This window comes from Nonomuraea sp. 3-1Str, from assembly GCF_031570565.1.
GTDB lineage: Bacteria > Actinomycetota > Actinomycetes > Streptosporangiales > Streptosporangiaceae > Nonomuraea.
Genome location: NZ_JALHBK010000017.1, coordinates 85,508 through 111,121, shown reverse-complemented (window position 1 = coordinate 111,121; position 25,614 = coordinate 85,508). Strand labels below are relative to the sequence as shown.

The 25,614-nt window shown below is 71.9% G+C and carries 22 protein-coding genes; 10 read left to right on the top strand and 12 right to left on the bottom strand.

Annotated elements, in window-relative coordinates:
* The first annotated feature begins 278 nt into the window (after positions 1-278).
* The 3 genes from MTP10_RS25730 (at position 279) to MTP10_RS25720 (ending at position 2,334) form a co-directional block, all read left to right on the top strand.
* On the top strand, positions 279-1,211 hold the full coding sequence (locus tag MTP10_RS25730) for an inorganic phosphate transporter (RefSeq protein WP_310712238.1): 933 nt from the start codon (positions 279-281) through the stop codon (positions 1,209-1,211).
* A gap of 142 nt (positions 1,212-1,353) precedes the next feature.
* Complete coding sequence (locus MTP10_RS25725; RefSeq protein WP_310712237.1) at positions 1,354-1,986, top strand: DUF47 family protein; 633 nt, start codon at positions 1,354-1,356, stop codon at positions 1,984-1,986.
* A gap of 111 nt (positions 1,987-2,097) precedes the next feature.
* Positions 2,098-2,334, top strand: a complete 237-nt coding sequence (locus MTP10_RS25720; RefSeq protein ID WP_310712236.1) for a helix-turn-helix domain-containing protein — start codon at positions 2,098-2,100, stop codon at positions 2,332-2,334.
* 55 nt (positions 2,335-2,389) lie between these two features.
* Here MTP10_RS25720 and MTP10_RS25715 read toward each other — a convergent pair whose 3' ends face one another.
* Positions 2,390-3,778: an MFS transporter gene (locus MTP10_RS25715; RefSeq protein ID WP_310712235.1), complete on the bottom strand. Its 1,389-nt coding sequence runs from the start codon at positions 3,776-3,778 to the stop codon at positions 2,390-2,392.
* A gap of 75 nt (positions 3,779-3,853) precedes the next feature.
* Here MTP10_RS25715 and MTP10_RS25710 point away from each other — a divergent pair, with 75 nt between their 5' ends.
* Positions 3,854-4,426 (top strand): TetR/AcrR family transcriptional regulator, encoded by a 573-nt coding sequence (locus MTP10_RS25710; protein WP_310712234.1) that lies wholly within the window; start codon positions 3,854-3,856, stop codon positions 4,424-4,426.
* A gap of 61 nt (positions 4,427-4,487) precedes the next feature.
* Here the strand turns inward: MTP10_RS25710 and MTP10_RS25705 are convergent, their stop codons facing one another.
* The 7 genes from MTP10_RS25705 to MTP10_RS25675 all read right to left on the bottom strand — a co-directional run bounded on the left by MTP10_RS25705 (position 4,488) and on the right by MTP10_RS25675 (position 12,372).
* Complete coding sequence (locus MTP10_RS25705; RefSeq protein WP_310712233.1) at positions 4,488-4,787, bottom strand: GNAT family N-acetyltransferase; 300 nt, start codon at positions 4,785-4,787, stop codon at positions 4,488-4,490.
* A gap of 23 nt (positions 4,788-4,810) precedes the next feature.
* Entirely contained in the window at positions 4,811-5,551 is a 741-nt protein-coding gene (locus tag MTP10_RS25700) for an MBL fold metallo-hydrolase (RefSeq protein WP_310712232.1), read from the bottom strand.
* Between the two features lie 352 nt (positions 5,552-5,903).
* Positions 5,904-6,677, bottom strand: a complete 774-nt coding sequence (locus MTP10_RS25695) for a hypothetical protein (protein ID WP_310712231.1) — start codon at positions 6,675-6,677, stop codon at positions 5,904-5,906.
* A gap of 188 nt (positions 6,678-6,865) precedes the next feature.
* Complete coding sequence (locus tag MTP10_RS25690) at positions 6,866-8,494, bottom strand: tetratricopeptide repeat protein (protein ID WP_310712229.1); 1,629 nt, start codon at positions 8,492-8,494, stop codon at positions 6,866-6,868.
* A gap of 276 nt (positions 8,495-8,770) precedes the next feature.
* Positions 8,771-10,105, bottom strand: a complete 1,335-nt coding sequence (locus MTP10_RS25685; RefSeq protein ID WP_310712228.1) for a DMT family transporter — start codon at positions 10,103-10,105, stop codon at positions 8,771-8,773.
* Between the two features lie 222 nt (positions 10,106-10,327).
* Positions 10,328-10,816 carry a GNAT family N-acetyltransferase gene (locus MTP10_RS25680; protein WP_310712227.1) on the bottom strand — a complete coding sequence of 163 codons (489 nt, stop codon included), beginning with the start codon at positions 10,814-10,816 and terminating at the stop codon, positions 10,328-10,330.
* Positions 10,813-12,372, bottom strand: coding sequence for an XRE family transcriptional regulator (locus tag MTP10_RS25675; RefSeq protein ID WP_310712226.1), 1,560 nt, complete (start codon positions 12,370-12,372; stop codon positions 10,813-10,815). The genes MTP10_RS25680 and MTP10_RS25675 overlap by 4 nt, the downstream gene beginning before the upstream one ends.
* A 273-nt stretch (positions 12,373-12,645) precedes the next feature.
* On the opposite strand from MTP10_RS25675, the gene MTP10_RS25670 reads away from it, so the two are divergent.
* From MTP10_RS25670 to MTP10_RS25655, 4 genes are all read left to right on the top strand, one after another.
* Positions 12,646-12,930, top strand: a complete 285-nt coding sequence (locus MTP10_RS25670) for a hypothetical protein (protein ID WP_310712224.1) — start codon at positions 12,646-12,648, stop codon at positions 12,928-12,930.
* Between the two features lie 443 nt (positions 12,931-13,373).
* A complete protein-coding gene (locus MTP10_RS25665) occupies positions 13,374-14,324 on the top strand; it encodes a mechanosensitive ion channel family protein (protein WP_310712222.1) in 951 nt (316 codons plus the stop codon).
* Positions 14,325-14,333: 9 nt separating this feature from the next.
* The gene (locus tag MTP10_RS25660) at positions 14,334-14,714 is read left to right on the top strand and encodes a globin (RefSeq protein ID WP_310712221.1); all 381 of its coding nucleotides are present in this window, start codon (positions 14,334-14,336) and stop codon (positions 14,712-14,714) included.
* 16 nt (positions 14,715-14,730) lie between these two features.
* Positions 14,731-16,254, top strand: coding sequence for an alpha-amylase family glycosyl hydrolase (locus MTP10_RS25655; RefSeq protein ID WP_310712220.1), 1,524 nt, complete (start codon positions 14,731-14,733; stop codon positions 16,252-16,254).
* Here the strand turns inward: MTP10_RS25655 and MTP10_RS25650 are convergent.
* The 4 genes from MTP10_RS25650 to MTP10_RS25635 all read right to left on the bottom strand — a co-directional run bounded on the left by MTP10_RS25650 (position 16,247) and on the right by MTP10_RS25635 (position 23,349).
* A complete protein-coding gene (locus MTP10_RS25650; RefSeq protein ID WP_310712218.1) occupies positions 16,247-17,449 on the bottom strand; it encodes an MFS transporter in 1,203 nt (400 codons plus the stop codon). The genes MTP10_RS25655 and MTP10_RS25650 overlap by 8 nt on opposite strands.
* 4 nt (positions 17,450-17,453) lie before the next feature.
* The gene (locus MTP10_RS25645) at positions 17,454-17,888 is read right to left on the bottom strand and encodes a thioesterase family protein (RefSeq protein WP_310712217.1); all 435 of its coding nucleotides are present in this window, start codon (positions 17,886-17,888) and stop codon (positions 17,454-17,456) included.
* 333 nt (positions 17,889-18,221) lie between these two features.
* Positions 18,222-19,886 (bottom strand): energy-dependent translational throttle protein EttA, encoded by a 1,665-nt coding sequence (gene ettA, locus MTP10_RS25640; protein ID WP_310712216.1) that lies wholly within the window; start codon positions 19,884-19,886, stop codon positions 18,222-18,224.
* Between the two features lie 232 nt (positions 19,887-20,118).
* On the bottom strand, positions 20,119-23,349 hold the full coding sequence (locus MTP10_RS25635) for a BTAD domain-containing putative transcriptional regulator (RefSeq protein ID WP_310712215.1): 3,231 nt from the start codon (positions 23,347-23,349) through the stop codon (positions 20,119-20,121).
* 250 nt (positions 23,350-23,599) lie between these two features.
* On the opposite strand from MTP10_RS25635, the gene MTP10_RS25630 reads away from it, so the two are divergent.
* Positions 23,600-24,115: an SDR family oxidoreductase gene (locus MTP10_RS25630; protein ID WP_310712214.1), complete on the top strand. Its 516-nt coding sequence runs from the start codon at positions 23,600-23,602 to the stop codon at positions 24,113-24,115.
* Between the two features lie 107 nt (positions 24,116-24,222).
* A complete protein-coding gene (locus MTP10_RS25625; RefSeq protein ID WP_310712213.1) occupies positions 24,223-25,476 on the top strand; it encodes an MFS transporter in 1,254 nt (417 codons plus the stop codon).
* Positions 25,477-25,614 lie beyond the last annotated feature (138 nt).

Sequence of the window (25,614 nt, the reverse complement as noted above, 5' to 3'; positions counted from 1 at the left end):
CGCGCTCGCTCCGACCTGGGCAGGTTACCGCCCGGCGACCGGCCCCACCCGGACGTTCAGCATCTGGGACTCGGCCCGCGACTCGATGCGCGCGTCCAACGAGCGTACCCGCCACGCCGACCCCGGGCAGAGGCCCTTGGAGAGGGTCTCCGCCCCGGTAGTCCCATCGAACCCCGTTCTCCAGCAGAATGGAAGCTCCCCCATCGTCGAGCCGATCACGGGTATGCGCCCTGCGACGCCGGTCGCGCGCGCCGGCCGGAACGGAGGCACGCTCACCGTTGGACTTCGCCATACTGGTCGCAGTGGCCTGCCTGTTCGCGCTCGTCACCGGCATGAACGACGGAGGCGCCCTCCTCGCCACGGGACTCAAGCTGCCGACGGTGAGGCCCGCCACCGGGATCCTGGCCCTCGTCGTCATGGTGGCGCTGGTGCCGCTGGCGACCCAGGCGGTGGCGCGGACGTTCGTGCACCGGCTGGCCACGTTCGACGAACCCGGCGGGCGGACCGCGATGACGGTCGCCGTGCTCGCCGCCCTCACCGTCGTCACCGTGCTGAGCGCGAAAGGCCGTCCGACGAGCCTCACCTTGGCCGTCGTCGGCGGCCTCACCGGGGCCGGGCTCGGCTGGGGGCTGCCCGTCTCGGCCGGGGCGGTCGCGCTGGTGCTGGCCTTCGGCCTGGCGGCGCCGTTCGTGGGCGGGCTGGTGGCGTGGGGGGTCGCGCTGCTGCTGGTGCGCTGGTCCAGCACGCGGGGGCTGGAGCGCTGGCACTGGGCGGGGTTCCTGCTCCAGACCGTCGCCTACGCCGCCAACGACGGCCAGAAGATGCTCGCCGTGTTCATGATCGCACTGGGCTTCTCGGGCGCGCCGCTGCCGTACACGTCGCTGGTCGCGGTCCTGTTCGGACTCGGCGCGCTGTACGGCCTGCCCCGGGCGGGCCGCACGCTCGGCCATGAGATCATCGCCTCCCGGCCGCTGCACGGCGTCTCGGCGGAGCTCGCCTCGGGCACGGCCGTGATCGCCTGCGCGCTGCTCGGCATGCCGGTGAGCATGACGCAGTCGGTGGCCGGCGGCCTCATCGGAGCCGGCGTGGCCACGGGCGGGGGCCGGGTGCGCTGGTACGCCGCCGTCAAGATCGTCGTCGCCTGGCTGCTCACCCTTCCAGCCAGCGCCCTCCTGGCCGCCGGCGTCGCCTTCATCCTCTCCTCGACCTGACCATGCGCCGGCTCTCACATCGCACTCCAGTGCTCCGGGCCCCGAAGAATCTGCACCGCCCATCCGCAACCAGATCATCCGTCCCCACGCGGGCATAACCCCTGACAAGCCTTGATGCGGCGCGAGCCGTGGAAGGAGTGTGATGAAGCGACTTCGGCGCATCCGCGATCTCATGACCGGCCGGATGGACAGCGCGCTGACGGAGGCCCTGCTCGGCCAGTTGGAAGCGACCAAGCAGGGCGCCTGGCTGGCCATGGCCATGATCGGCGGCGAGGTCGGCCGTACCGGGGCGCACGAGCAGATGCGCACGATCGAGCACCTCGGCGACGAAGAGCGCCGCCGCCTGGTCGACGAACTGCGCACCGCCCTGGTCACCCCCATCGACCGGGAGGACCTGTTCCGGCTCTCCCGCTCCATCGACGACGTGCTGGACTCGCTGCGCGACTTCGTACGGGAGTCGCACCTGTACCGGGTACCGGACCAGATCCGCTTCAGCCCCCTCCTCGACCAGGTGATCGCCGGGATCGACGCGCTGGAGAACGCGGTGCGCGACCTCGCCTCCCGCCCTTCGGCCGTGGTGCACGACGCCCTGGAGGCCAAGAAGATGGGCGGGCAGATCCGGCGGATGTACCAGTACGAGATCTCCCGCATCTTCTCCGGTGAGATCACCGCGGACGCCCTCAAGCAGCGTGAACTCGTGCGACGACTGGAGATCGTCGGCATGGCGATCGGCGAGGCCGCGGACGCCATCGCGGACGGCGCCATGAAGCGCTGACGCCGGAATCTCTCGACCACCGATGAGACCAACGGCCGGTCAGCCCTGATCCTCGCTCGGGCTCCGGCGACCGCCTAGACCCCGACCGCCGTTGGCGGCGCGCTGGCCGAGGTGCCCGACTGGACCCGTCCGTGCGGCACGTTCACCCATCTGCCCGTGGCCAAGTCGACACTCAGCCACCACTTCGCGGTGCTGCGCAACGTCGGGCTGCTGGAGCAGCGCGACGAGGGCGCGCGCCGCCTCAACCGGCTGCGCCGCGACGAGTTCGAGGGCCGCTTCCCCGGCCTGCTCACTCTCGTCCTGGCCGAGGAGCCGGCCGAGACCGGCGGTGGGAAGGGGGACGGCTGACCTCTCAGAGGGGGAGGAGGCGGCCTGGAGAGGAGCCTGGGAGGCGGGTGACCCGTCAGACGCCACCGGCGGGGGGCTGTCGACCGACCATCAGGGTGGCCTGGCGCCGCCGGCGCGAGACCATGAGGTGGAGCGCCGGAATCGCGCCGAGGACGCCGATGGCCGCCGCCGTGAGGAGCATCGCGCCCAGGCCGTCCAGCTGGTACGGGACACCGAGGACGGCGACGCCCGCGGCGATGCCGATCTGCTTGGCCGTGTTGGCGATGCCCGCGGCCACGCCCGCGCGTTCGGCGGGCGCCGACGCCAGCGCCGTTCGGCCGGTGACGAGGTTGCCGATCCCGATGCTCGTCCCGCCGACCACGAATCCGGGCACCATCGCGGGCCAGGAGTGCAGCTCGTAGGTGGCGGCCAGCAGGAGCGAGGAGACGGCGGCCAGCGCCGGTCCGGCCGCGACCAGCCGGGCGGAGGGGAACCGGTGCATGATCCGTCCGAGCAGCACCGGCGCGGCCAGGGCCGGAACGCTGAAGGTGAGGAACCACAGTCCCGCCTGGGCGGGGCGGGCGCCCATCGGCCCCTGGACGTACAGCGAGAAGTAGGCCAGGGCCCCGGCGCCGGCGGCGTGGAAGGCCAGCGCGGCGATGGTGTTCGCCGCATACAGCCGGTCCCGCAGCAGCGACAGGTCGATCATGGGGTCCGGGACGCGGCGCAGTGCCAGGACGGCCGTGGCCGCCGCGGCCACGGCGAAACAGATGATCGTCCCGGGCGCCGTCCAGCCGATGCGCGGTCCCTCGATCAGCGCCCACATGACTCCCCCGAGCCCGGCGGTCAGGCACACCGTCGCGACCGGATCGAGGGGGCGGGGCCGGGCATCGCGGGACTCGGCCAGCACCCGCGGGGCGACGACGAGGGCGAGCACGCCGACCGGCACGTTGAGGAAGAAGATCGCACGCCAGCCGAACACCTCGGTGAGCGCGCCGCCGAGCAGCGGCCCCGTGGCGATGGCCGCCCCTGAGGCCGCCGCGAACATGCCGAGGGCGCGGTCGCGCCGGCGGCCCGGTGGGTAGGCGGCCGCCAGCAGAGGCGAAGCCGTCCCGAACAGGATCGCCGCTCCGCAGCCTTGCGCGGCCCGGAAGAGGTCCAGCGCCAACGCTCCAGGCGCCAGGGCGCACGCCAGGGACGCGGCCGTGAACGCGCCGAGGCCGGTCAGGAAGAGGCGGCGGCGGCCCACCCGGTCGGCCAGCGCGCCGGCGGTCAGGAGCAGGACGGCCAGCGTCAGGGCGTAGGCGTCGACGACCCACTGCACCTCGCCCAGCCCCGCGCCGAGATCGTCCTGCATGGCGGGCAGCGCGACGTTCACCCCGGTGAGGTCCAGAACGAGCAGGTAGCCGGCGGTCGCCGCCATGGCGAGGGTCCGGCCGGGACGGCGGACGACGGTGCTGGGCAACTCCGGCCTCCTCGGTGAAGCTCGTTAATATACGGTGTAGATATACGTCGTATATTAACGGCTAGACTGTGATCCGTGAAGACCCCGGCCCAGCGCGGTCGCGGCACCCGCGGGCTGACCCGTGACGAGGTGCTCGACGCCACCCTCGAACTCGCCGAAGAGCGCGGCCTGCCCGCGGTCAGCATGCGCGCGGTCGCCGACCGGCTCGGCGTCACCCCGATGGCGCTCTATCGCTACGTCGGCGACAAGCAGGGGCTTCTGGACGGCCTGGTGGAACGGCTCCTGCAGGAGATGCCGGACGACGATCCCGCGTTGCCGTGGCAGGACCGGCTGCGCGCGTTCGGCGCGGGCGTCCGCGAGGTGGCACGGCGCCACCCGGAGCTGTTCCTACTGCTGTTCACACGCCCGACGGTCACGCCCGAGGCCCGGCGCCCGCGCAACGCCGTCCAGGCGATGCTGCGGGACGCCGGCGTGCCGGAGGAGATCGTCAGCCCGCTCCAACGCCTGTTGGACACTGTCGGCATGGGTTTGGCCGCCTCCGAGGCGGGGGGCCGCTTCACCGCCGCCACGCAGGAGATCGACCAGCTCTACGCCCTGGCCGAGGACATGTTCATCAGCGCCATCGAGCGCTACGCCGCACGCGGCTGAGACCTGCCGAGCATCAGGATCAAAGCCGGCATCGCGGGAGACCGCTGACGCCGTCTGATCATCAATCAGATACCGGCCTGCTCAGCCGCACCTCCTCCTCCGCATACCCCAGCCCTTGGTAGAAGCTTCGGGCTCGGACGTTGGCCGCACCGGTCTCCAGCGTGACGCGCCGCAGACCGTGCGCGCGTGCCCAGGACTCGGCGGCATTCATCAGGGCACGCCCGACGCCGATGCGCTCCGCCCCGGCGCGGACGACGAGTTCGCCGATGTAGGCGTCCACCTGGCCGGTGAAGTGCCGCCGGGTGGCCATGGTGACGAAGCCCGCGACAAAGTCTTCGGCCCACGAGTGACGATTTGACACCTTCGGCAGAGCGAAGGTGGCGGTCAGAAGGAGATCGTGAGGCCGCCGCCGGCCGCCATGAGCTCGCCCGTGTACTCCTTGGCCGCCGCCTCCAGAGCCGGCTCCGGCGGCGTGTCCGGCCACAGGTGGGTGAGTACCAGACGGGCCGCGCCGGCCCGCGACGCCGTTCGGCCCGCGTCCAGGGCGCTCGACAGGTACGGGGCGTCCTCGTCCGGCACCCGTTCCGGATAGGTGGCTTCGGCCAGCAGCAGGTCGGCGTCCCGCGCCAGCTCGGTCAGCTCGGCGGCGGGCCCTGTGTCGCCGGTGTAGGCCAGCGTCCGGCCGCCCGCGGTGAGTCGCAGCCCGGCGTTGGGGACGTGGTGGGGCAGCGCCCAGGTGTCCACCCGGAAGGGCCCGAGCTCCACCGCCGCCTCCGGCGCCAGCTCGTACAGCACGTAACTGGAGGCCAGCATGCGCGGGTTGTCCAGGGCCAGCACGGCGTCGAGCGCGCCGGGCGGCGCGTGGACAGGTAGCGCGGCCGGTGGGGCGTCGCCCAGGGCGCGGGCCCGCAGCAGCGGGTTGAGGTCGGAGCAGTGGTCGGGGTGGCCGTGGCTGACCAGCACCGCGTCCACCTCCTCGGCCGCCACCGACTCCAGCAGCCTCGGCAGGGTCGCGTAACCGGGGTCGATCAGCACCCTGAAGCCGTCGTACTCCACCAGATAGCCGCTGCACGCCTGGCCCGCCGCCGGCCACGCCCCACATCCGCCCAGTACGGTAAGCCTCACACATGCCTCCCGAACCCACCCGAATCTTCCTCGAACGGGCCCATCCTCGCGTACCTCCGACCGCCGGGCCACTGGACTGCCCAGGCACCCGGCCAATCCGGCTACCCGCCCAACCCCCGGTCACGCCAGCTGACGGCCGCCCGTCCGCTCACAGCCGTACGGGGAGATGCCGGTGAGTAGCCGCCCGCGCAGCGCCGCCCGCCAGAAACCGTTCGTGAGAGACCGTCCGCGAGGGACCGTTCGTGACGAGCCGTTCGCGAGGAGCCGCCCGTGAGAGGCCGCTCGTGAGAGGCCGCCCGTGAGGAGCCGCCTGTGAGGAGTCGCCCGTGAGAGGCCGCGGGTGGCGGGAGGGTCAGGTTTCGCCGAGCTCGGTGAGGGTCGTGTGCAGCAGGCCGCGCAGCAGCGCGCCGCCCGCCTTCTCGTGCTCCGCCTCCACCGGCAGCCCCTCCGCCACCCGTGCCTGGTAGATGTCGCGTTCCAGCTCGTCGGTGTACGGCTGCGCGGTCAGGCCCACCACGACCACCACCCGGTTGCCGCCCGGGGTCAGGACGGCCACGGCGTGGGTGCGCAGGCACGTCTCCTCCAGCCCGCCGTACCAGCCGCACTTGACGGCCGCCTCCGGCGCCGCGAGCGCCTCCCGGGCGCCGAACGTCTGCTCGCCGCCCACCAGGCGCATCCACTCCAGGATCGCGCCCGCGACCGGGTCGCCCGCCAGGGCGGCCTGGGCCAGCTCCGCGTACGCGGCGGCGACCTCGGCGGCCGACACCTCCACGGACCCGAACCGCGACGGATCCGCGTTCGGCGGCGCCCAGCGGACACCCGTGCGGCGGTGGATCGCGTCCAGGATGGCACGCGGGCCGACGGACAGCCACAGGGCGAGGGTGTCGGAGTTGGAGGAGACGACCACGGCCGGCTCGGCGTGGCGGCGCCAGCGCTCGTGGTCGCCGATCAGCCCGGCCGCCGCCCACGCGTACAGGGGTTTCAGCAGGGACGCGCAGCGCAACCGGTCCGGGCCCGCGGTGAGGGCCACGGAGCGGGGAGGCGGCCCGCCGTAGCCGCGTCTGATGCCGGCGGCCTGCGCGCCGGCGCCCGGCTGGAGTTCACGGAGCAGCTCGTCGAAGCCCACGCGTCCAACCGTAGTCCTATCCGGCCATGGTCCCGAGCGGGCCGGGGCCGGAGCGCCCAACCGCAGTCCCAGCCCCGGAGTCCCCAACGCCCGCAGTCTCAGCCCGCCGCAGTCACAGCCCCCGTTGTCCCAAGCCCCCGTAGTCTCAACCCGCCGCGGTGCGAAGTCCTCCGGCGTGATGGTGGCGGTCACGGGACCGAGGCGCGTCGCTCGTCCGTCCTGGCCTCCGCCGTACGGCCGAGCGAGCGCAGCGCCACCGCGCGGTTGGCGTACAGGTCCGGTTGGGGATCGAGGGTGATAGCCCGGGACAGGTCGTCCACCGCTCCCTCGACGTCCCCCTCCGCGAACCGCAGCACCCCCCGGTTGCCCCACGCCGCCGCGAGCCCCGGCGCCGCGGCGACGGCGGCGTCCAGCGTCGCGTGCGCGTCCCCCAGCCGCCCCGCGGTCGTCTCCAGTTGTCCGAGCACCACGAGCAGGTGCACGTCGCCGGGCGCCAGCGCCAGCCCGGCGCGTACGTCCGCCCACGCCTCCTCGTCGCGTTCGAGGGCGGCCAGCAGCCCTGCCCGGTTGATGTACGCGTCCAGGTAGCCGGGATCGAGCTCCAGCACGTGACCCAGGTCGGCCAGGGCGCCGTCCGTGTCGTCGCGGGCGATCCGCAGCTCGGCGCGGTTGTAGTACGCCTCCGGCATCGGCGGCCCGGCCCGGATGGCGCTCTCGTAGTCGGCCAGCGCCTCGTCCGGGAGGCCGAGTTTGGCCAGCAGGTTGCCCCGGTCCAGGTAGTGGTCGGGGAAGCCGGGGTCGAGGGCGATGGCGGCGGTGTAGTCGTCCAGCGCCTCCTTGGTACGGCCGAGCCCCGCGAGCAGGCGGCCCCGGTTGGCGTGCAGCACCATGCGGTGCAGCGGATGCCGCTCCCCCAGCTCGCCGGCCAGCTCCATGGCCGACTCCACCAGCGCGAGCGCCGCCTCGGGCCGTCCCTCCCTCAGCTCCACCAGCGCCAGCCCGTTGCGGTCGAAGCCGAGCTTGAAGGCCCTCTCGAACGGGTCGCGCAGCAGGGTGGAGATGGCGATGGCCTCGTTGACCCACTCACGGGCCCGGGCGAGGTCGCGCCGCTGCGGGTCGGGGTCGCGGGCGTCGAGCATCGCCAGCCCGTACGCGCAGGCGGCGTGGACCGCCGGATCCTGGCTGCACCTGCGCGCCCACGCCCACACCTCGCGCGCCTCACCGATGCGGCCGAGCCCGCCGAGCGCGGTCGCGGTGCGCTGCGCGAAGCGCCACCACGGCTCGCCGCCCGGCTCGGCCGTCTCCAGCCCGCGCCGGCCGGCCTCGGCCACGGCGTGCAGGAACCCCTCGTGCACGCACCGGTCCACGAGGTCCCACAGTGCACCGGGGCCGCGCGGGTCGCCGGCGGGTGCGGGGCCGCCTTCGTACACGACGACGGTCAGCACCTCGGGCGGGATGCGGCGGGTCATGACGTCGAGCAGCTCGGCGTCCGTCGGGTCGGTCTCGGCGCCGTTGCACACCATCAGGGTGCGCCCCGGGGGCACAACCTCGCGGACGAACTCCGTGAGCCCGTTGGCCAGCCGCAGGGTGCGGCGGGGCGCGGGCACGAGGATGCGCTCGTCGTCGGGCAGGCTCGCGTCGATCGTCGCGCGTCCGGCCGGGACCACGTCACGCAGGCCCGGGGCCGCCGCCCTGATCTCGATGTCGTGGGCGGCGACCAGCTCTGGGGAACGTTCCAGCACCCCCGGCACGAGGTGGTGGAGCAGAGCGGAGGCGACGGTGTACGGGCCGTGGGGCCGGCGGTGTCCGTCGATCATCGGCATCAACAGCCGTACGGCCCCCGGTTCGACAGGCGGATCACTCGGTACCCGCTGGTGGGAAACTCCCCCGGTCACCCCTTGTGGATGACGCTCGAGGTTCCGGTGAGCTGCGCTGAGCCCGACTTATGCACGATGATGCGCTTCATGGTGTTCTACCCCTCCATTGGGACTAATACACCATTATTCGGGCACAGCACCGATTATCAAGTTTTAGGACGCATAAGTTAGCTAGTAATAGCTGACTGGCGTGTTTATTCGATGATTATCAGATGGTCAGCCGTGCTGAAACCAGCACACCTTTGTCACCTCTCCGTTCTGCTCGGCCTCCTCGATCAGCGCGCACAGGCAACCTCCCGACAGCGTGAGGGACCGGCAGCAGCCAGGACCGGGCAGATTGCGGGCGCGGACGATGACCGTCGCCCGCTGGATCAGCCGGTCGAGGCTCGGCTGGCCGCTGCCCTTGATCTGGTGAAGCTGCAGCCGGCACGCCGGGCTGTCGCCGCACGCCGCCCCCGCGACGGGCGGCCCCTGCGGCACGGGCGCCTCCCGCGGCTGACCCGGCTCCTCCCGTTTGACCTTGAGGTCGGCCAGCCTCTTCGAGGCCTGGCGGGACACGGCGAGCAGCTGCACGCGCCGCGGCGCGCCGTCCGCCGGCTCCTCCACCGGCGGTGGCGCCACCGGAAGGGGCGTCATGGGACGGGACGCGTCAGCACGCGGGGGCGCCGTCGTACGCGACGGTACGGCCAGAAGCATCGCCGCGCCCATGAGCCCACCACCGAGGATCATGCTCCAGTCCACCGGCTCGTGGAACCAGATCACCGCGATGGCCGCCACCCACAGCGGCTGCGACGACATGAGAACCGCGCTGGGCACGGCCGCCACGTGCGCCTGGCCGTACGAGCGGGCGAGGAACCCCAGAGCGCACGACACCACCGCCAGATGGGCGAGCACCCCCCAGTCGGGAAGGCTCACCGGGAGGCTCAGCCCGTCATGCACGGCGTAGCCGCCTGTCATGAGCCCGATGGTGCCCAGCTGGATGACGGTCAGGGCGTAGGCGTTGAAGCCCTCGCGGGTGCGCGAGAAGTGCGCCAGGAGGAGCGTGTGCCCCGCGTACAGGGCCGCGGCGACCAGCGTCACGCTGAGCGCCGGCAGCGAGATCGGCTGGTCGCCGACGCCGCGCAGCAGCGTGAACACCGTCATGCCCGCCAGAGCCAGCGCGACCCCCGCCCACACCCGCCCCGGCATCCTCGTCCTGAACAGCACCAGCGCCAGGATGGGCGTGAGAACCACGCTGCACCCGACGGCGAACCCCGACACGGCCGAGGGCAGGTTGTCCAGCGCGAAAGCCTGCCCGACCTGGCCGACCCCGAACATGACGCCCAGGACCAGCCCGTTTCCCCACGTACGCCACGACAGCCCCCGCAGCACGCCCGGGCGCAGGGCCAGGAGCGTCACTGCTGCGATCGTGTAACGCTCGGCCAGCAGATCCTCTACCGGCATCCGGAGAATGAGATCCTTCATCAGCGGGAACGCCGACCCCCATGCGGCGCTGACGAACAACAGAAGCACGGCTCCCAGGAGGGGTCGGGGAGCGGCCACGCCTGTCATGGCGGAAGCATCTCACTACGAAACGCAGCCGCGGATGTACTCGCAGCAGTCGGGGATACTCCTCTACCACCGGGAGGGAAGAGGCTCACCCGGGGGTTCGTACATCCATATCCGCAGGAGTGATCGAATCCCCCTTTTCTCCCGTCACGCTTTGCCCACAGGACTCAGGTGGAGACGGGGCAAGGCGGGGTGAGGCAGGGCGAGGCGGGGCGAGGCGGGGGATCAGGCGTCGAGGACGGCGGCGGGCACGAGCCGCTTCTCGCCGTACACCACGATGAGGTCGCCGACGCGGGAGCGGGAGATCTCGCGCCACCCGTGCCGCGCGTACAGCGCGAGGGCGGCCTCCTGCCGCAAAGTGGTGTCGCCTCGGACGCTGTGGAAGCCGAGCTCGACCGCCCGCTTCTCCAGGGCGGTGAGCATCGCGGCACCGTAGCCGCGGCGCTGGAGCTCCGGGTGGACGCGCAGCCGGCAGATCTCGGCCTTGCCCGAGTCGATGGGCCGTAGCCCGCCCATGGCGACGACCCGGCCGCCCGTCTCGCCCACCAGGAAGTCGCCGCCGCACACCAGGTAGAGCTCCTGGATGCGGGGGAAGTCGTCGTCGTAGTAGACCCCGTCACCGGGGAACAGGCCGACCTGGGCCAGGCAGATCTGGTGCAGCGCCAGGATCGTGTCCAGGTCGGACCAGCGGTAACGACGGATCTTCAGGTTCATGCACCGGCCTTTCCTTCGCCCGCGACCGGCTCGGGGCGCAACTGTTCGCGGTAGGCGACCAGGCCCGGATGGCCGGGGTCACGCTGCATGACCGCCTGCTCGAAGGCGAGCGCCGGGCGCATGATGAAGTCGGTGCGGTACTCCGGGCCGAGCAGGCGCAGAGCCTCGGTGCCGACCTCCAGCGCCTCGGTGACGTCGCCCTCGATCAGGCGGCACTGCGCCCGGTCGAGCCTGATCAGCGTCTGGTCGAGGATGTGGTCCTGGTACTTGTCGAGGGCCTGCTCCAGCACCACCTCGGCCTCCAGCGTCTGGCCGAGCTTGGTGAGCACGTCGCCCTGGTAGAAGTAGAGCTGACGCTCGGTGTAGCCGAACGCCATGTCCTCGCGCTCGTCGCCCTTGATGTGGCTGAAGGCGTTGCGGGCCCGGGCCAGCGCGCGCTTGGCCTGGTCGACGATCTCCTTCTTGCTGTCGGTGCCCGACAGCATGGCCAGCGCGCGGGCCTCCACGACCGGCGCCATGGCCTGCGCGGCGCACGGCGTGGCGCCGGCCAGGTCACGGCTCTTCTTGGCGAGGTTGAGCGCCTCGCGGGCGTCACCGTAGTAGAGCGGGACGAGCGACTCGCGGGCCGTCACCCAGGCGCGCAGCGCGCGGTCGCCGGTCTCGTCGGCGGCGATGCGGCCGGTGCGGAAGAACGAGCGCGCCAGGCGGTGGTCACCCAGGTTGATCATGATCATGCCGCTCAGCCCGGCCAGTTGCGCGACCATCCGGCACAGGCGCTCCTGCAGGTCGATCGGCTGGCGATGCTTCATGGCGTTGCGGACCGCGCCCAGCTCCAGCACCACGTCGCACAGCAGGCGCAGCGGGGCGGTGGTCGTGTACTGCCGGCCGAAGGCCTGCGTGACCTCTTCCCACTGGTCGAGCATGGCCGGCGAGACCGTGGCGCAGACGAGCGTCTCGTCCATGCGGCGCCTGATGCCGTCGATGGCGCCGAGCACCGGCCCCTCGGGCTTCATGGAGGGCTTGTCGCCGAGCAGGTGGAGCAGGGCGCGACGGAGGATGTTCTCGTCCTCCTGGCTCTCGTGCGGCGGCTCCTCCTCACCGGGCGGGTCGGGCCGCTGCTCACGCGCCTCCACCGAGGACGGGACGCGCTCCGCGACGTCGAAGGCGGGCCCGCCGGGCGCCCGGTGGCCGTGGCCGCAGATGCAGGGGCCGTCGTAGCCGAGGGCCGAGGGCTCGACGCGGTAGACGGTGCACAGGTAGTGGAGGTACTCGGGGCCGGGGCGTTTCAGGCCGCTCTCGTACGCCGACAGGAGGGTCTCGCCGATGCCCGGCGGCGGCTTGGCGTCGCACTCGAACAGGGCGCGCACCTGCTCGATGACGTCGGCGAGGGCGATGCCGTGCGACAGACGATGGCTCTTGATCTTCGTCGTGCCGAACTGCGACTCGCAGGCTTCATGGATCTCCTCGGCGATCTGGGCAGGGGTGCGGCCGGCGGCGAGCCCCCTGGCTCTGGTCCGCCGCGCTATCTCCGTTTCCCTGTGCTGCCTGCCGGACATCCCGGCCCCTCTCACACACGTCCCGAACGATCCACGACCGACGACTCAGCGTAGTCTCTGGGTTGCACTCCGCCTACCGAAGACTATGGACCATTGTGGACGGGAAGAAAACGTCCTCTTGAAGCTTACGGTTAAGGATCGTCCTCCGGCGGACTGTTTCTTACAACCCACGAGGGAATAGCGACTCCCTGTGATCGGGATGTGCTCGTTGCGTAACGCGCCGACTTGAGTCATCTTTGGCCCACCAGCAACAAAGCGAGGGAGGGACGAAAGGTGGGGGACGACGATTTCGAGCACCTGGAGCGTCTGGTAGCGGAGCTCGGCGCTCGCGGTTTGCTCGCACGAGTGGTCCGCACCCAGACCGGCCGGCTGTTCGTCCGGGTGATCAACCCGAACGCGACCAGCCTGTCCGAGAACGTCACCTGTCGGCCGACGGCGGTCTCCGAGTTGCCGGACTGGTGGTACTGCTGGTCCTGGGGAGAGCGGATGCACGCGGCGGACGACCCGGCTGGTGCGGCGACGAAGGTCGCTCGGGTGCTCGCCGCGGTGGGCGAATGACACAGGCGGTGACCCGCGTGGAGCGCAGCCACCGCGGTTCACCGCATCCATCGCGGCTTCACGGAGCCGGCGGGGCGGCCGGTGCGGAGGTCTCCCGTTCGCGGGAGCCTTGGCCGTCCCGCCGGCTCCACGGTTTTCACACCGACTCCCTCCGGGTCACACCGGAGGGTGTCCGGAAGGTACGCCTTCCGGAGAAACGGCACGGGACCTGCTTCCGGGTGCTCGTCCCTGCCGGGCCGTCCGTCACCGGAGCGTCAGGCCTCGCCCTCCGCGGCCCCGGGCCTGACGACCCCGTCTTCCCCGGCGCGATGTGACGGCGGCCGGTTCGGTCGGCGGTATCTTGTGGATCGAAATCGGTCCAATCCGCCGGCCGAACCGCTTCTCGAAAGGGGATCCCCCCAGTGTTCCTGGCGACCCCAACGCCATCGCCCTCACCGACGTCCGTGCTGCCGAGCCTCGACAGCCTGGGGCAGCAGATGGCGGCGACCTGCAGCAGTGACACCTTCCTCTGCTCCTGGATGGTCGGGTTGCTGGACGGAGCGGTCTGGGCGCCCCTGGTCGCCAGCCTGATCACGATCGTGCTGATCCTCATCCTGGCGTTCGTGATCCGGAACGTCGCGCACCGGCTCATCACCCGCGTGGTCACCCGGGCGGCGACCGGCGGCTCGATCATGACCCGGTTCCGCCGGAACGGCGTCGGCTCGGAGAGCATCGACGTCCTGCTCCACGAGCGGCGCAAGCAGCGGGCCGAGACCATGGGTTCGGTGCTGAGGCACGTCGCCTCGATCGTCATCCTCGGCACGGCCGTCCTCACCGTGCTCGACCGGCTGACCATCCCCATCGCGCCGCTGCTGACCAGCGTCGGCATCCTCGGCGTGGCGATCGGCTTCGGCGCGCAGGAGCTGGTCAAGGACTTCATCGCCGGCATGTTCATGCTGCTGGAGGACCAGTACGGCGTGGGTGACATGATCGACGCGGGCGCCGCCGTCGGCACGGTCGAGGCTGTCACGCTGCGCATCACGCGCCTGCGCGACGCCGACGGCCGGGTCTGGTACGTGCGCAACGGCACCATCACCCGGGTCGGCAACGAGTCGCAGGGCTGGTCGCGGGCCTACGTGGACGTCCCGGTGGGCTACGACAGCGACGTGACGGCGGTGCGCGACGTGCTGGAGCGGATCGCCAAGGAGATGTGGGACGACCCCGAGTTCCGGGAGACGGTGATCGTGGAGCGGCCCGACGTGTTCGGCGTGGAGCAGCTTTCCGACAGCATGCTCGTCTTCCGCATCTCGGCCAAGACGCTGCCCTCCAAGCAGGCGCAGGTCGCCCGCGAGATGCGGCTCAAGGTGAAGAACGCGATGGACACCGCCGGCATCGCACTGGTGCCCGGCGCGTAGGCTTGCAGCGTGACTGAGACCTCCTTCTACGACGCCGTCGGGGGCGAGGAGATTTTCCGGCGGCTGGTGCATCGCTTCTACGAGGGGGTGGCCCAGGACCCGCTGCTCCGTCCCCTCTACCCCGAAGAGGATCTGACGGGTGCGGAGGAGCGGTTGCGGGGGTTCCTGATCCAGTACTGGGGCGGCCCCAACACCTACAGCCAGGAGCGCGGCCATCCGCGTCTGCGCATGCGGCACGTGCCGTTCGTGATCGGCGAGGCCGAGCGCGACGCCTGGCTCAAGCACATGCGCGACGGCGTCGACTCGCTGGAGCTTCCGGAGGAGCAGGAGAAGCGCCTCTGGGACTACCTGGTTTACGCTGCGCACAGCTTGGTGAACTCACCCACATAACGGGCATGACCGCCCCATGACTATCCCTTGGTGGCGTGACGCGGTCGTCTACGAGATCTATGTACGCAGCTTCGCCGACGCCTCGGGTGACGGCGTCGGCGATCTCGCCGGCATCCGGGAGCGCCTGCCGTACCTCCGGCGGCTGGGCGTCGACGCCATCTGGCTGACGCCCTTCTACCCCTCCCCCATGGCCGACGGCGGCTACGACGTGGCCGACTACCGGGGCGTCGATCCGCTGTTCGGGTCGGTGGCGGACTTCGAGGCGCTGGTGGCCGACGCGCACGAGCACGGGCTGCGGGTGCTCGTCGACATCGTGCCCAACCACAGCTCCTCGCAACACCCGTGGTTCCAGGCGGCGCTGCGCGGCGAGCGGCGTGAGCGCTACGTCTTCCGCGACCGGCCGAACAACTGGCAGTCCACCTTCGGCGGGCCGGCGTGGACCCAGGTGGCCGACGGACAGTGGTATCTCCACCTGTTCGCCCCGGAGCAGCCCGACTTCAACTGGCGCGAGCCGGAGGTCCACGAGGAGTTCCTGGACGTCCTGCGGTTCTGGCTGGACCGGGGCGTCGACGGGTTCCGCATCGACGTGGCGATGGGGCTGTACAAGGCGGAGGGGCTGCCGGACCTGCCGGGGGTGGACGACCAGTCGTTCACCTCGCGCTCGCCGGTGTGGGGGCAGCCGGAGGTGCACGACGTGTACCGGTCGTGGCGCAAGCTGCTCGACGGCTACCCGGGCGAGCGCATGGCAGTGGGCGAGGTGTGGACGGACGACCCGGAGGACCTGGCCCGCTACGTCCGGCCGGACGAGCTGCACCAGAGCTTCAACTTCGCCTGGCTCCAGGCTCCGTGGTCGGCGACGGCGTTCCGGAAGGTGATCGACGACACGCTGGCGACCGTGCCGTTCGCGACCTGGGTGCTGTCCAACCACGATGTCGTACGGCACCGCACCCGCTACGAGACCGCCGACCCCGGAACCGGACTCCTCAGGGCGAAAGCGGCATTGCTCGCCATGTTGGCGCTTCCCGGGTCGGCATATCTCTACCAGGGGGAGGAACTTGGACTCCCCGAGGTGAAGGATCTTCCCCCGGAGGCGCGGCAGGACCCGGTCTTCTTCCAGTCGGAGGGAAAGCTGCCCGGGCGCGACGGCTGCCGGGTGCCGCTGCCGTGGACGGTGACGGGACCTTCCCACGGGTTCTCCCCGGACGAGACGCGGCCGTGGCTGCCGCAACCGGCGGAGTTCGGGGCGCTGAGCGTGGAGGCGCAGGCCGGCGACCCGGCCTCGACCCTGGAGTTCTACCGGGCCGCGCTGGCCTGCCGCCGGGAGCTGGTGGAGGAGATGCCGCACACCATCCAGTGGCTGGACTCCCCCGAGGACGCGCTGTTCTTCGGCCGGGGGCGGCTGGTGTGCGTCCTCAACTGCGGCACGGAGGCCGTACGGCTGCCGCCGCATGAGCGCGTCCTGCTGTCCAGCGGCTCCCTGGCGGGTGACGTCCTTCCTCCGGACACGGCGGCCTGGCTGCTGGGCACACCCGTCACCTGACTTCAGGGGAGAGGGTGTGCGCGCCGCGTTCGCCCCGGACCGGGATGACCGGCACCGAGAGCAGCGCGCACACCAGCCCAGCCGCGAACCCCGCCCAGTAGCCCGCCCCTGTGATCAGCAGGCCGGCCAGCGGGGTCACGGCCAGCGCGACGACGTTCTGGATGGTGTTGTGGGTGCCCAGCACCCGCCCGGCCGCGCCGGGCCCGGCGAGCTCCCCGGCCGCGAGGTACGCCAGCCCGTTGCCCGCCACCGTGATCACCGCGGCCAGCGCCAGCATCACCGGGCCCGGCCACGACCCGGTGAAGGTGCCCGCGAGCAGCAGGACGAGCACGGCCAGGCTGCCGAACGTCAGCAGGCGCAGCGGCGCCATCCGCAGGCCCGTCCGATCGGACCAGCGGCCCACCGCGATGCGCACCGCCGCGCCGCCGATCGCGGCCACGCCGAACAGCCGTCCCGCCTGCACGCCGTCCCAGCCGTACACGTGGACGAGGCACGCCACGCCGTACGTGCTGACCACGATCTGCGGCACCGCCTGCAGCGCGCTCGTCGCGTGGACCCGCCAGAGGGCGGGCTGCCGGTACGGCGAGCCGACCGGCGCGGGACCCGAGCCGGGGCCGTCGCGCGGCGGCTCGGCCAGGAACAGGGCGGCCAGCACGGCGGCCAGCAGGCTCACGGCGGCGCACACCGCCAGCACGCCCGGGATGCCGTGCGCGCGTGACACAGGCGGCAGGACGAAGGCGGCGACGGCCATGCCGAGCGTGTAGGACACCTGCCGCAGGCCCATGGCGACGCCGCGCTCCGGCGGGCGGAACCAGCGCAGCACGATCCGGCCGCCGCCCACCATCGCGGCCGACCCGGCGGCGCCCGCCAGCGCCAGCAGGCCGACGACCGCCCAGACTCCGGTGACGAGCGTGACGGCGGCGAAGAACACCGCCGCCAGTCCCACGCCCAGGCCGAGCACCAGCCGCTCGCCGTGCCGGTCGGCCAGCACGCCCCAGGGTACGAGGGCGAACAGCACGCCGATGCCCGGCGCGTTCGCCACGATGCCGGCCAGCGGCAGGGGCAGCTCGAAGAAGCGTTGCAGATCCGGCATGACGAGGGGGAGCCCGAACAGGCCCAGGGTGACGCTGGCATGCGCGTTGACGCCGAGGGCGAGCATCACCCAGCGCCTCAGGTCCCGCTTCGGAGGGGACACGCCGCTAGGCAGGGATCTTGAAGCGTTCGAGGTAGGCGACCTCCTGCGGCGTCAGCCTGCGGGGCGCGCCGGCCTCCACGTCGTAGCCCACGACCACCGAGGACGCGGTCACGAACACCTCGTCGTCGTCACGGATCTCGTAGGCCAGCGTGAACCGCACCGGCTTGATCTCCGTCACCCACGTCTCCACCCGCACCGGCTCGGCCCTGAACGTCAACGGCCGCCGGTAGTCGATCTCGTGCCGGGCGATGACCAGCCCCTTGAACGGCGCGTCACCCGACCGGTACGGGTCGATGTGGAACATGCCGAGCCGGGCGTCCTCCAGGTAGTCGAAGAACCGGACGTTGTTCACGTGGCCGAGCGAGTCGATGTCCGCGAACCGCACCATGCGGGGGAAGACGTGCCGCCGGGTCAGGGTTTCGAGCGATTCGTGCACCACGCCCGCCACCGTACCCGCCCCCACGCGGCCCTTCTCACCCGGCCCTTCTCACCCGGCCGACCGGCGGCCCGGTCGGGGGCCGGCAGCACGGACCGGCAGCACGGGGTGGCAGCACGGTCGGTGTCCAGATTCGAACGGCCGGAGGTCGTTCTGGACGAAGCGGGTGAGCAGCCGCGCGACCGGAGACCCTGGCGCACCTCGCGAGGGATCTGTGCCGCTGGACCCGGCAGGCGGCGCGCGTGCGAGTCGCGACCCGGGACCGCGCCCTCAGCCTGGGCCCCCAGCCCGGGCCCTGAGTCGTGAGGCCCGGGCCCTGAGCCGTGGACGCCGGGATCAGTCGCGGTGGAGCTTGCGGTAGGTCACCCGGTGCGGGCGGGCCGCGTCGGCGCCCAGCCGCTCGATCTTGTTCTTCTCGTAGTCGGCGAAGTTGCCCTCGAACCAGAACCAGTTGGAGCCCTCTTCCCACGCCAGGATGTGCGTGGCGATGCGGTCGAGGAACCACCGGTCGTGCGAGGTGATGACCGCGCAACCCGGGAAGTCGAGCAGCGCGTTCTCCAGCGACGAGAGGGTCTCGGTGTCGAGGTCGTTGGTGGGCTCGTCGAGGAGCAGGACGTTGCCGCCCTGCTTGAGGGTGAGCGCCAGGTTGAGCCGGTTGCGCTCGCCACCGGACAGGACGCCGGCCTTCTTCTGCTGGTCGGGGCCCTTGAACCCGAACGCGGCGATGTAGGCGCGCGACGGCATCTCGACGTTGCCGACCTTGATGTGGTCGAGCCCGTCGGAGACGACCTCCCAGACGTTCTTGTTGGGGTCGATGCCGCCCCTGCTCTGGTCGGCGTAGGAGATCTTGACCGTGTCGCCCACGACGAGAGAGCCGTTGTCGGGCGTCTCGCTGCCGGTGATCATGCGGAACAGCGTGGTCTTGCCGACGCCGTTGGGGCCGATGACGCCGACGATGCCGTTGCGCGGCAGGTCGAACGAGAGCTTCTCCATGAGCAGCCGGTCTTCGAAGCCCTTGGTGAGGTCCTCGGCCCTGATCACGGTGGTGCCCAGGCGCGGGCCCGGCGGGATCTGGATCTCGTCGAAGTCGAGCTTGCGGTGCTTGTCGGCCTCGGCCGCCATTTCCTCGTAGCGCTGGAGACGGGCCTTGGACTTGGTCTGGCGGGCCTTGGGGTTGGAGCGGACCCACTCCAGCTCGTCCTCGAGGCGCTTCTTGCGCTTGACGTCCTTCTGGCCCTCGACCTTGAGCCGCTGCGCCTTGGCCTCCAGGTAGGTGGAGTAGTTGCCCTCGTAGGCGTAGGCGCGGCCACGGTCGAGCTCGAGGATCCAGCCGGCCACGTTGTCGAGGAAGTAGCGGTCGTGGGTGACGGACAGCACGGTGCCGGCGTACTTCTCCAGGTGCTGCTCCAGCCACTGCACGCTCTCGGCGTCGAGGTGGTTGGTGGGCTCGTCGAGCAGCAGCAGGTCGGGGGCCTCCAGCAGCAGCTTGCACAGCGCGACACGGCGGCGCTCACCACCGGACAGCGTGGTCACGTCGGCGTCCGGCGGCGGACAGCGCAGCGCGTCCATCGCCTGCTCGAGCTGGCTGTCGAGGTCCCACGCGTTGCGGTGCTCCAGCTGCTCCTGCAGCTTGCCCATCTCGTCCAGCAGCGCATCGCTGTAGTCGGTGGCCATCTGCTCGGCGATCGCGTTGTAGCGCTCGAGCATCGCCATCGTCTCGGCGACGCCCTCCTGGACGTTGCCGAGGACGGTCTTCTCCTCGTTCAGCGGGGGCTCCTGCTGGAGCATGCCGACCGAGAAGCCCGGCATGAGCCGCGCCTCACCGTTGGACGGCTGCTCCAGGCCGGCCATCATCCGGAGCAGCGTCGACTTACCGGTGCCGTTCGGGCCCAGGACACCGATCTTGGCTCCGGGCAGGAACGACAGCGTGACGTCGTCAAGGACAACCTTGTCGCCGTGCGCCTTGCGCACGCGCTGCAGCGTGTAGATGTACTCCGGCATGACATCTAGCTTAGGGGCTCTCGACCGGGCTTCCGCCGGTCGGGCACCGAAGACAGCCGGAGGGACGGCCGAGGTACGGGGTTGTGGCGCCTGAGGCCGCGGCCGGGCACCGGATCACGGCGCCGGAGGCTCCGGCCGGTCCTCGTCCCGGCGACCGCGGGCGGCGGTGACGGCGTCCCTGTGGCCGTGGGGCCGGCCGGCCAGTGCCGGCACCATGGCCACAGGGCTTGCGTCAACAGCTCGACCAGGACGAGCACGGTCCATCGATCACCATCTGTACGGCCTCGTCGGCGGTCAGCCGGGTGCCGTGCGTGAATCTCTCCGCAAAAGCCTCCTCGCCCAGGACGGCCCGCGCGGCCGCCGTGATGCGGTCGACGTCACCGCGTTCGGCGGGTGGGAGCGGTGCGCCCACGCTGCGGCGGGCTGCGTCAGCCGCGCCGAGCAGGACCGCGGCGCACGCCACGGTGTGCTCCTGCCGGGACAGCGCGCCCGCGAGACCCTCCAGCGACAGGGCGAGGGCTCGGGGCTCGGCGAGAGAGCGAGCGACGTCGAGAGCGTGCAGGTGGTGGGCGACGGCCTGGGCCGCTTCGCCGCGGAGCTCGGCGACGAAGCCCAGCTCGGCGAGGAGCAGATGGTCCCCCGCCTGGGACGACACGTGCCCGTAGCCGTCGCGTATGTGCAGCAGGTGCGCCTCCGCGGCGTCCAGGTCACCGGAGCGGCGCGCCCCGAGGGCCAGGCCCATCTCGGCGTGGAGCTCGCCGTAGATGTAGCCCTGTTCGGCGGCGATGCGACGGGCCTGCTCGTGCAGTTCGCGCGCCCGGCCCCAGTCGCGCGCCAGCAGCGCGAGGCGGCCCAGCCCGGACAGCCGCGCCGCGACCTCCGCCGCCAGGCCCAGGTCCCGGGCGATCCGCAGTCCTTCGTGCTGGCGGTGCTCCGCCTCGCCGTACTCCCCCTTGATCTCGGCGAGCACGGCGAGCGGCGACACCGTCTGCAACTCGCCCCATCTGTCGCCCAGTTCGCGGAAGAGCGAGGCGCTGCGCCGCCCGTCGCGGCCGAGCCCTCGCAGGTCGCCGCGGTCCAGAGCGAGTCTCGCCCGCAGGCCCAGCGCGGCGGCCGTGCCCCACTGGTCGCCCGCCTCGGTGAAGAGGGTCAGGGCGCGCGTGTTCCACGTGTCGCTGTCGGCTGCGGCACCGGCGCTGAACAGGCCGTAGGCGCACAACCACAGGCCACGCGCGCGGCGTACGAGATCGGGGACGGCGTCGGCGTCCGGGGCGGCGGCAGCCCAGTGATCACCCGTCAGCAGCGCGAACGCGCGGTGCAGGAGCGCTGCTTCCGCCGTCACCGGCGCGGGCGCCGACGCCGGAACGGCGGTCAGCACGGCCTCCAGGCTGCGCCGGGCCTCGATGAGACGGCCGCGCAGCAACCACCACCACGACAGTGCGGTGGCCAGGCCCACGGCATCGGCCGCCTCACCCGCGGCGGCGCGGCGTATCGCCTCCTCGAGAGCCGCGCGCAGATTGCCGGTCTCGGCATCCAGCCGGGAGAGCCAGGACCGCTGCTCGGCGCCGCGCAGCCGGGACTCGGCGTGTTCGGCGAGCGCCAGGTAGTGACGCAGATGCCGGTCGCGTACGGCGGTCAGGTCCTCCATCTCGTACAGCCGCTCCATCGCGTACGCGGCCACGGACTCCAGGAGCCGGTAGCGGGGCCCCGTGGGCCCGTTCACCACGACCACGAGGGACCGATCGACGAGGCGCGCCACGAGCTCGGGCACCTCCTCCCGGGCGACGCCGTCGCCCGCGCACACCGCGGTGGCGGCTTCAAGGTCGCAGCCGTCACCGAACGCGGCGAGGCGGCGCAGCACGATCCGTTCGGGCGCGCCGAGGAGTTGCCAGCTCCAGTCGATCATCGCCCGCAGGGTCTGCTGCCGGGCTGGTGCGCCGCGCCGGCCGGAGCCGAGGATCTTGAACCGGTCATTGAGCCGATCCGCCAGTTCCCGGACTCCGAGCGCCCGTACGCGGGTGGCGGCGAGTTCGAGGGCGAGCGGGATGCCGTCCAGACGGCGGCAGATCTCCGCGACGGCCGCGCGGTCCACCGGCTCCAGGGCGTCCAGGTCCGTGGGGAAGCCGGGGGCGGATGCGGCGGCGCGGTCCATGAACAGCCGTACGGCATCGGGGTCCTGGAGTGGTTCGACCAGGAACACGGCCTCACCCGCCAGGCCGAGCGGCTCCTGGCTGGTCGCCAGCACCCGCAGTGCGGGGGCGGTGGTCAGGAGGACATCGGCGAGCTCCGCCACGGCGTCGACGATGTGTTCGCAGTTGTCCAGCACGAGCAGGATGCGGCGATCCCGCAGGGCATCGGCGAGGCGGTGGGCCGGTGAGCCGGCGCCGGGCCGGGGGGAGTGGGTGTCGTCCCGGATACCGAGCGTGGCGGCGATGACCTGGGCGAGGTCGGCGCCGGTGCCGGCGCGGAGGCCGGCGAACTCGACGAGCCAGATGCCGTCGCCGGCGCCCTCGTCCGTTCCCACCGCGGCGGCCGCCGCCACGGCCAGGCGGGTCTTGCCGACGCCGCCGGGGCCGGTCAGCGTGACCAGCCGGGTGCCGCGCAGGAGGCCGGAGAGGTCGATGAGGGCCTGGCTCCGGCCGATGAGGGGGGTGAGCGGCACCGGCAGGTTCGAGTGGGTGCGCCCGGGCACCTCGCCCCCGGCAGCCGTCGGGCCCGGCGCCGGCGGGGTCTCCAGGCGGGGATCCTGCCGAAGCACCGCCCGGTGCAACGCGGTCAGCTCGGGGCCGGGGTCGACTCCCAGATCCTCCGCCAGCCGGCGCCGCAGGTCCTCGTACGACCCGAGGGCCTCGCTCTGCCGCCCTGACACGTAGAGGGCCCGCATGTGCAGGGCACGCAGGCGCTCCCGCAACGGGTACCGGAAGACCAGGTCCGCGAGCTCCGCGGCTAGCAGCACGTGGTCTCCGGCCTGGAGGCGGGCCTCGGCCTGCTCCTCCAACACCGACAGCCGCTGCTCGGTGAGGTGCTGCACGGCCGGCCGCATGAACTCCTCGTCCGCGAAGTCGGCGTAGGCGGGCCCCCGCCACAGGTCGAGGGCCTCGGTGAGCAGGGCGGCCCGGGTGCGCGGATCCGGGCTGCACCGGGCCTCGGCCACGAGGGAGCGAAACCGCGTGGCATCCAGCTCGTCGCCGTCGAGCTCCAGCCGATAGCCCGGCGGCTGCCGCACCACCCGGTCCCGGCCGATGACCCGGCGCAGCTGGGAGACCCTGGTGTGCAGGGCGCCCGCGGGTCTGCCCGGCGGGCGGTCGCCCCACAGGTCGTCGATGAGCCGGTCCGCCGAGACGGGGCCTCCGTCGTGGGCGAGCAGATCCGCGAGCAGCACCCGTACCTTGGCCTCCGGGATCTTGACCTCCCGCCCCTCCTCGTCCCACACGGCCAGTGGCCCGAGCACCCCAAACCGCATGGGGCCACTGTATGTCTTTGCATGGATCAAGGCGGACTCGCTCCTGGCTTTCGACATGTCTTTGCATGCATCGAGATGGACTCGCTCATGGCTTCCGACGGCACCACCTGCAGGCGGCCGTCAGCCCTTCCGAAGAAAACCTGAAGCGCCCGAAAGCACAGTCGTATGGGTGAGGCGCCACGCGTGCCCCACGGAACGACACGTGTGAGAGGGAACCATAAGCATGACCAGGTACGGGGACAAAAGAGGCGTGATCGCCGGGGATGCCACAGGCATTGCTCTGGCCATCGCCAAGCGCCTCGTGGAAGGTGGTGCGCGGATCCTGCTGACCGCCCGCACACCGCAGGAACGCATGCGGCTGGGCGACGAGTTGGGCTCCTCCGCCCGTGTCGTCAACCCGGCCGCTCTCAGAACTCACCTGGAGGCCGGCGGCGGCGTGGATCTGCTCTTCGCCGACTCCGTACCCACCACGCGACCGCTGCTGTCGCACGTCAAGGACGGTGGCGCGGTGGTGCTCACCACACCCGCCCCGCCCCCCGCCGCCGTACACGACCTCGCCGCGGAGCTCGCCTCCCGCGGCATCCGCGTCAACGCGGTGGCCCCGGACTGTATCGAGTCGCCGGGCGGCAGCGCCGCGTCCCTGCCACCGCTCGGCCGTCTCGGAGCCGCCGAGGAGGTCGCCCGCGCCGCGCTCTTCCTGGCGACGGACGCGACCTTCACGACGGGCGCCCGGCTCCCCGTCGACGGCGGCCTGCGCCGGGCGTGACCCACCGGCGCAGTCGCCCATGCCCGGATCACTGCCGCCAGACCCGCTGCACCGCACACGGTGCGGCCGAACAGACGACGTCCCTGGAAAGACCCGGAGTACACCACATGAGTACCGCACCCGACACCGCAGCCGGCTCGGCCGCAGGCACCGGCGCCCGATCCGGCACGAGGGGCAGGGGCGAGGAGCAGCAGAAACTTCCGCTCCTCGCCCTGCTCGCCCTGGCCACCGCCGTCTTCATCACCAGTCTCACAGAGACGCTCCCCGCGGGCCTGCTCCCGGCGATGAGCGACGACCTCCGCGTGGGCGAGTCCGCGACCGGCCAGACGGTGACGATCTACGCGCTCGGCACCGCGCTGACCGCGATCCCGCTGACCGCGGCCACCGCGAGATGGAGGCGCAAGCGACTGCTGCTGGCCGCCATGGGGGGCTTCGCCCTGGCCAACACGATCACGGCCATGTCGTCGCTGTACGCCCTGACGATGACGGCGCGGTTCGTCGCGGGTGTCGCCGCCGGCCTCGCCTGGGCGCTGCTCGCGGGGTACGCGCGCCGCATGGCCCCCGTTCACCTCCAGGGCAGGGCGATAGCCATCGCCATGGCGGGCATCCCGGTCGCGCTCTCGCTCGGCGTACCGGCCGGGACCTTCCTGGGCAAGGTGACCGACTGGCGCGTGGCCTTCTTCGCGATGACGGCGCTCACCGTGCTGCTGCTGGCCTGGATCATGGCGACGGTGCCGGACTTCCCGGGACAGTCCAGTGGCGAGCGGCCCCGGATGCTGCGGGCCCTGCGCGTGCCGGGGGTGGCCGCAGTCCTGTTCGTCACACTCATCTTCGTCCTGGCCCACACCATCCTGTACGCCTACATCGCCGCCTTCCTCGACGATCTGGGCATGGGCGGCAACACCGACCTGGTGCTCCTGGTCTTCGGCGCCGCCTCGCTGGTGAGCATCTGGATCGTCGGTGCCCAGATCCATCACCGGCTGCGTGCCCTCAGCATCGCCAGCGCACTGTCGGTCGCCGTGGCCGCCGCGCTGCTGGCCGTCCTGGCCGATCAGTCCGCTTTCGTCTACCTCGCCGCCGTCCTGTGGGGTCTCGGCTGGGGCGGGGTGCCCACCTTGCTCCAGACCGCGGCCGGTGACGCGGGCGGCGACCAAGCCGACGCGGCCCAGGCGATGCTCGTCACGCTGTGGAACGTCGCCATGGCGGGCGGTGGTGTCATCGGCGGCATCCTGCTCGACCTGCTCGGCAGCGAGTCGTTCCCGTGGAGTGTGCTGCTGCTCCTGCTGCCGGTGCTCGGGGTCGTCCTCGCCGCGCGCAGCCACGGCTTCCCCGCCAGGCGATCCTCGGTCGAGTCCCCGTGACCGCACTCCCCAGGACAGACTGATCCCCATGTGTGCCGGAGACCTGCAGGAGCCTTGATCCTCTCTGGCACCTGTTCGGCCGCGACGTTCGGGGAGGCGGCATCGGGATCATCCGAACCTGATCCCGGCCTCCCCCGA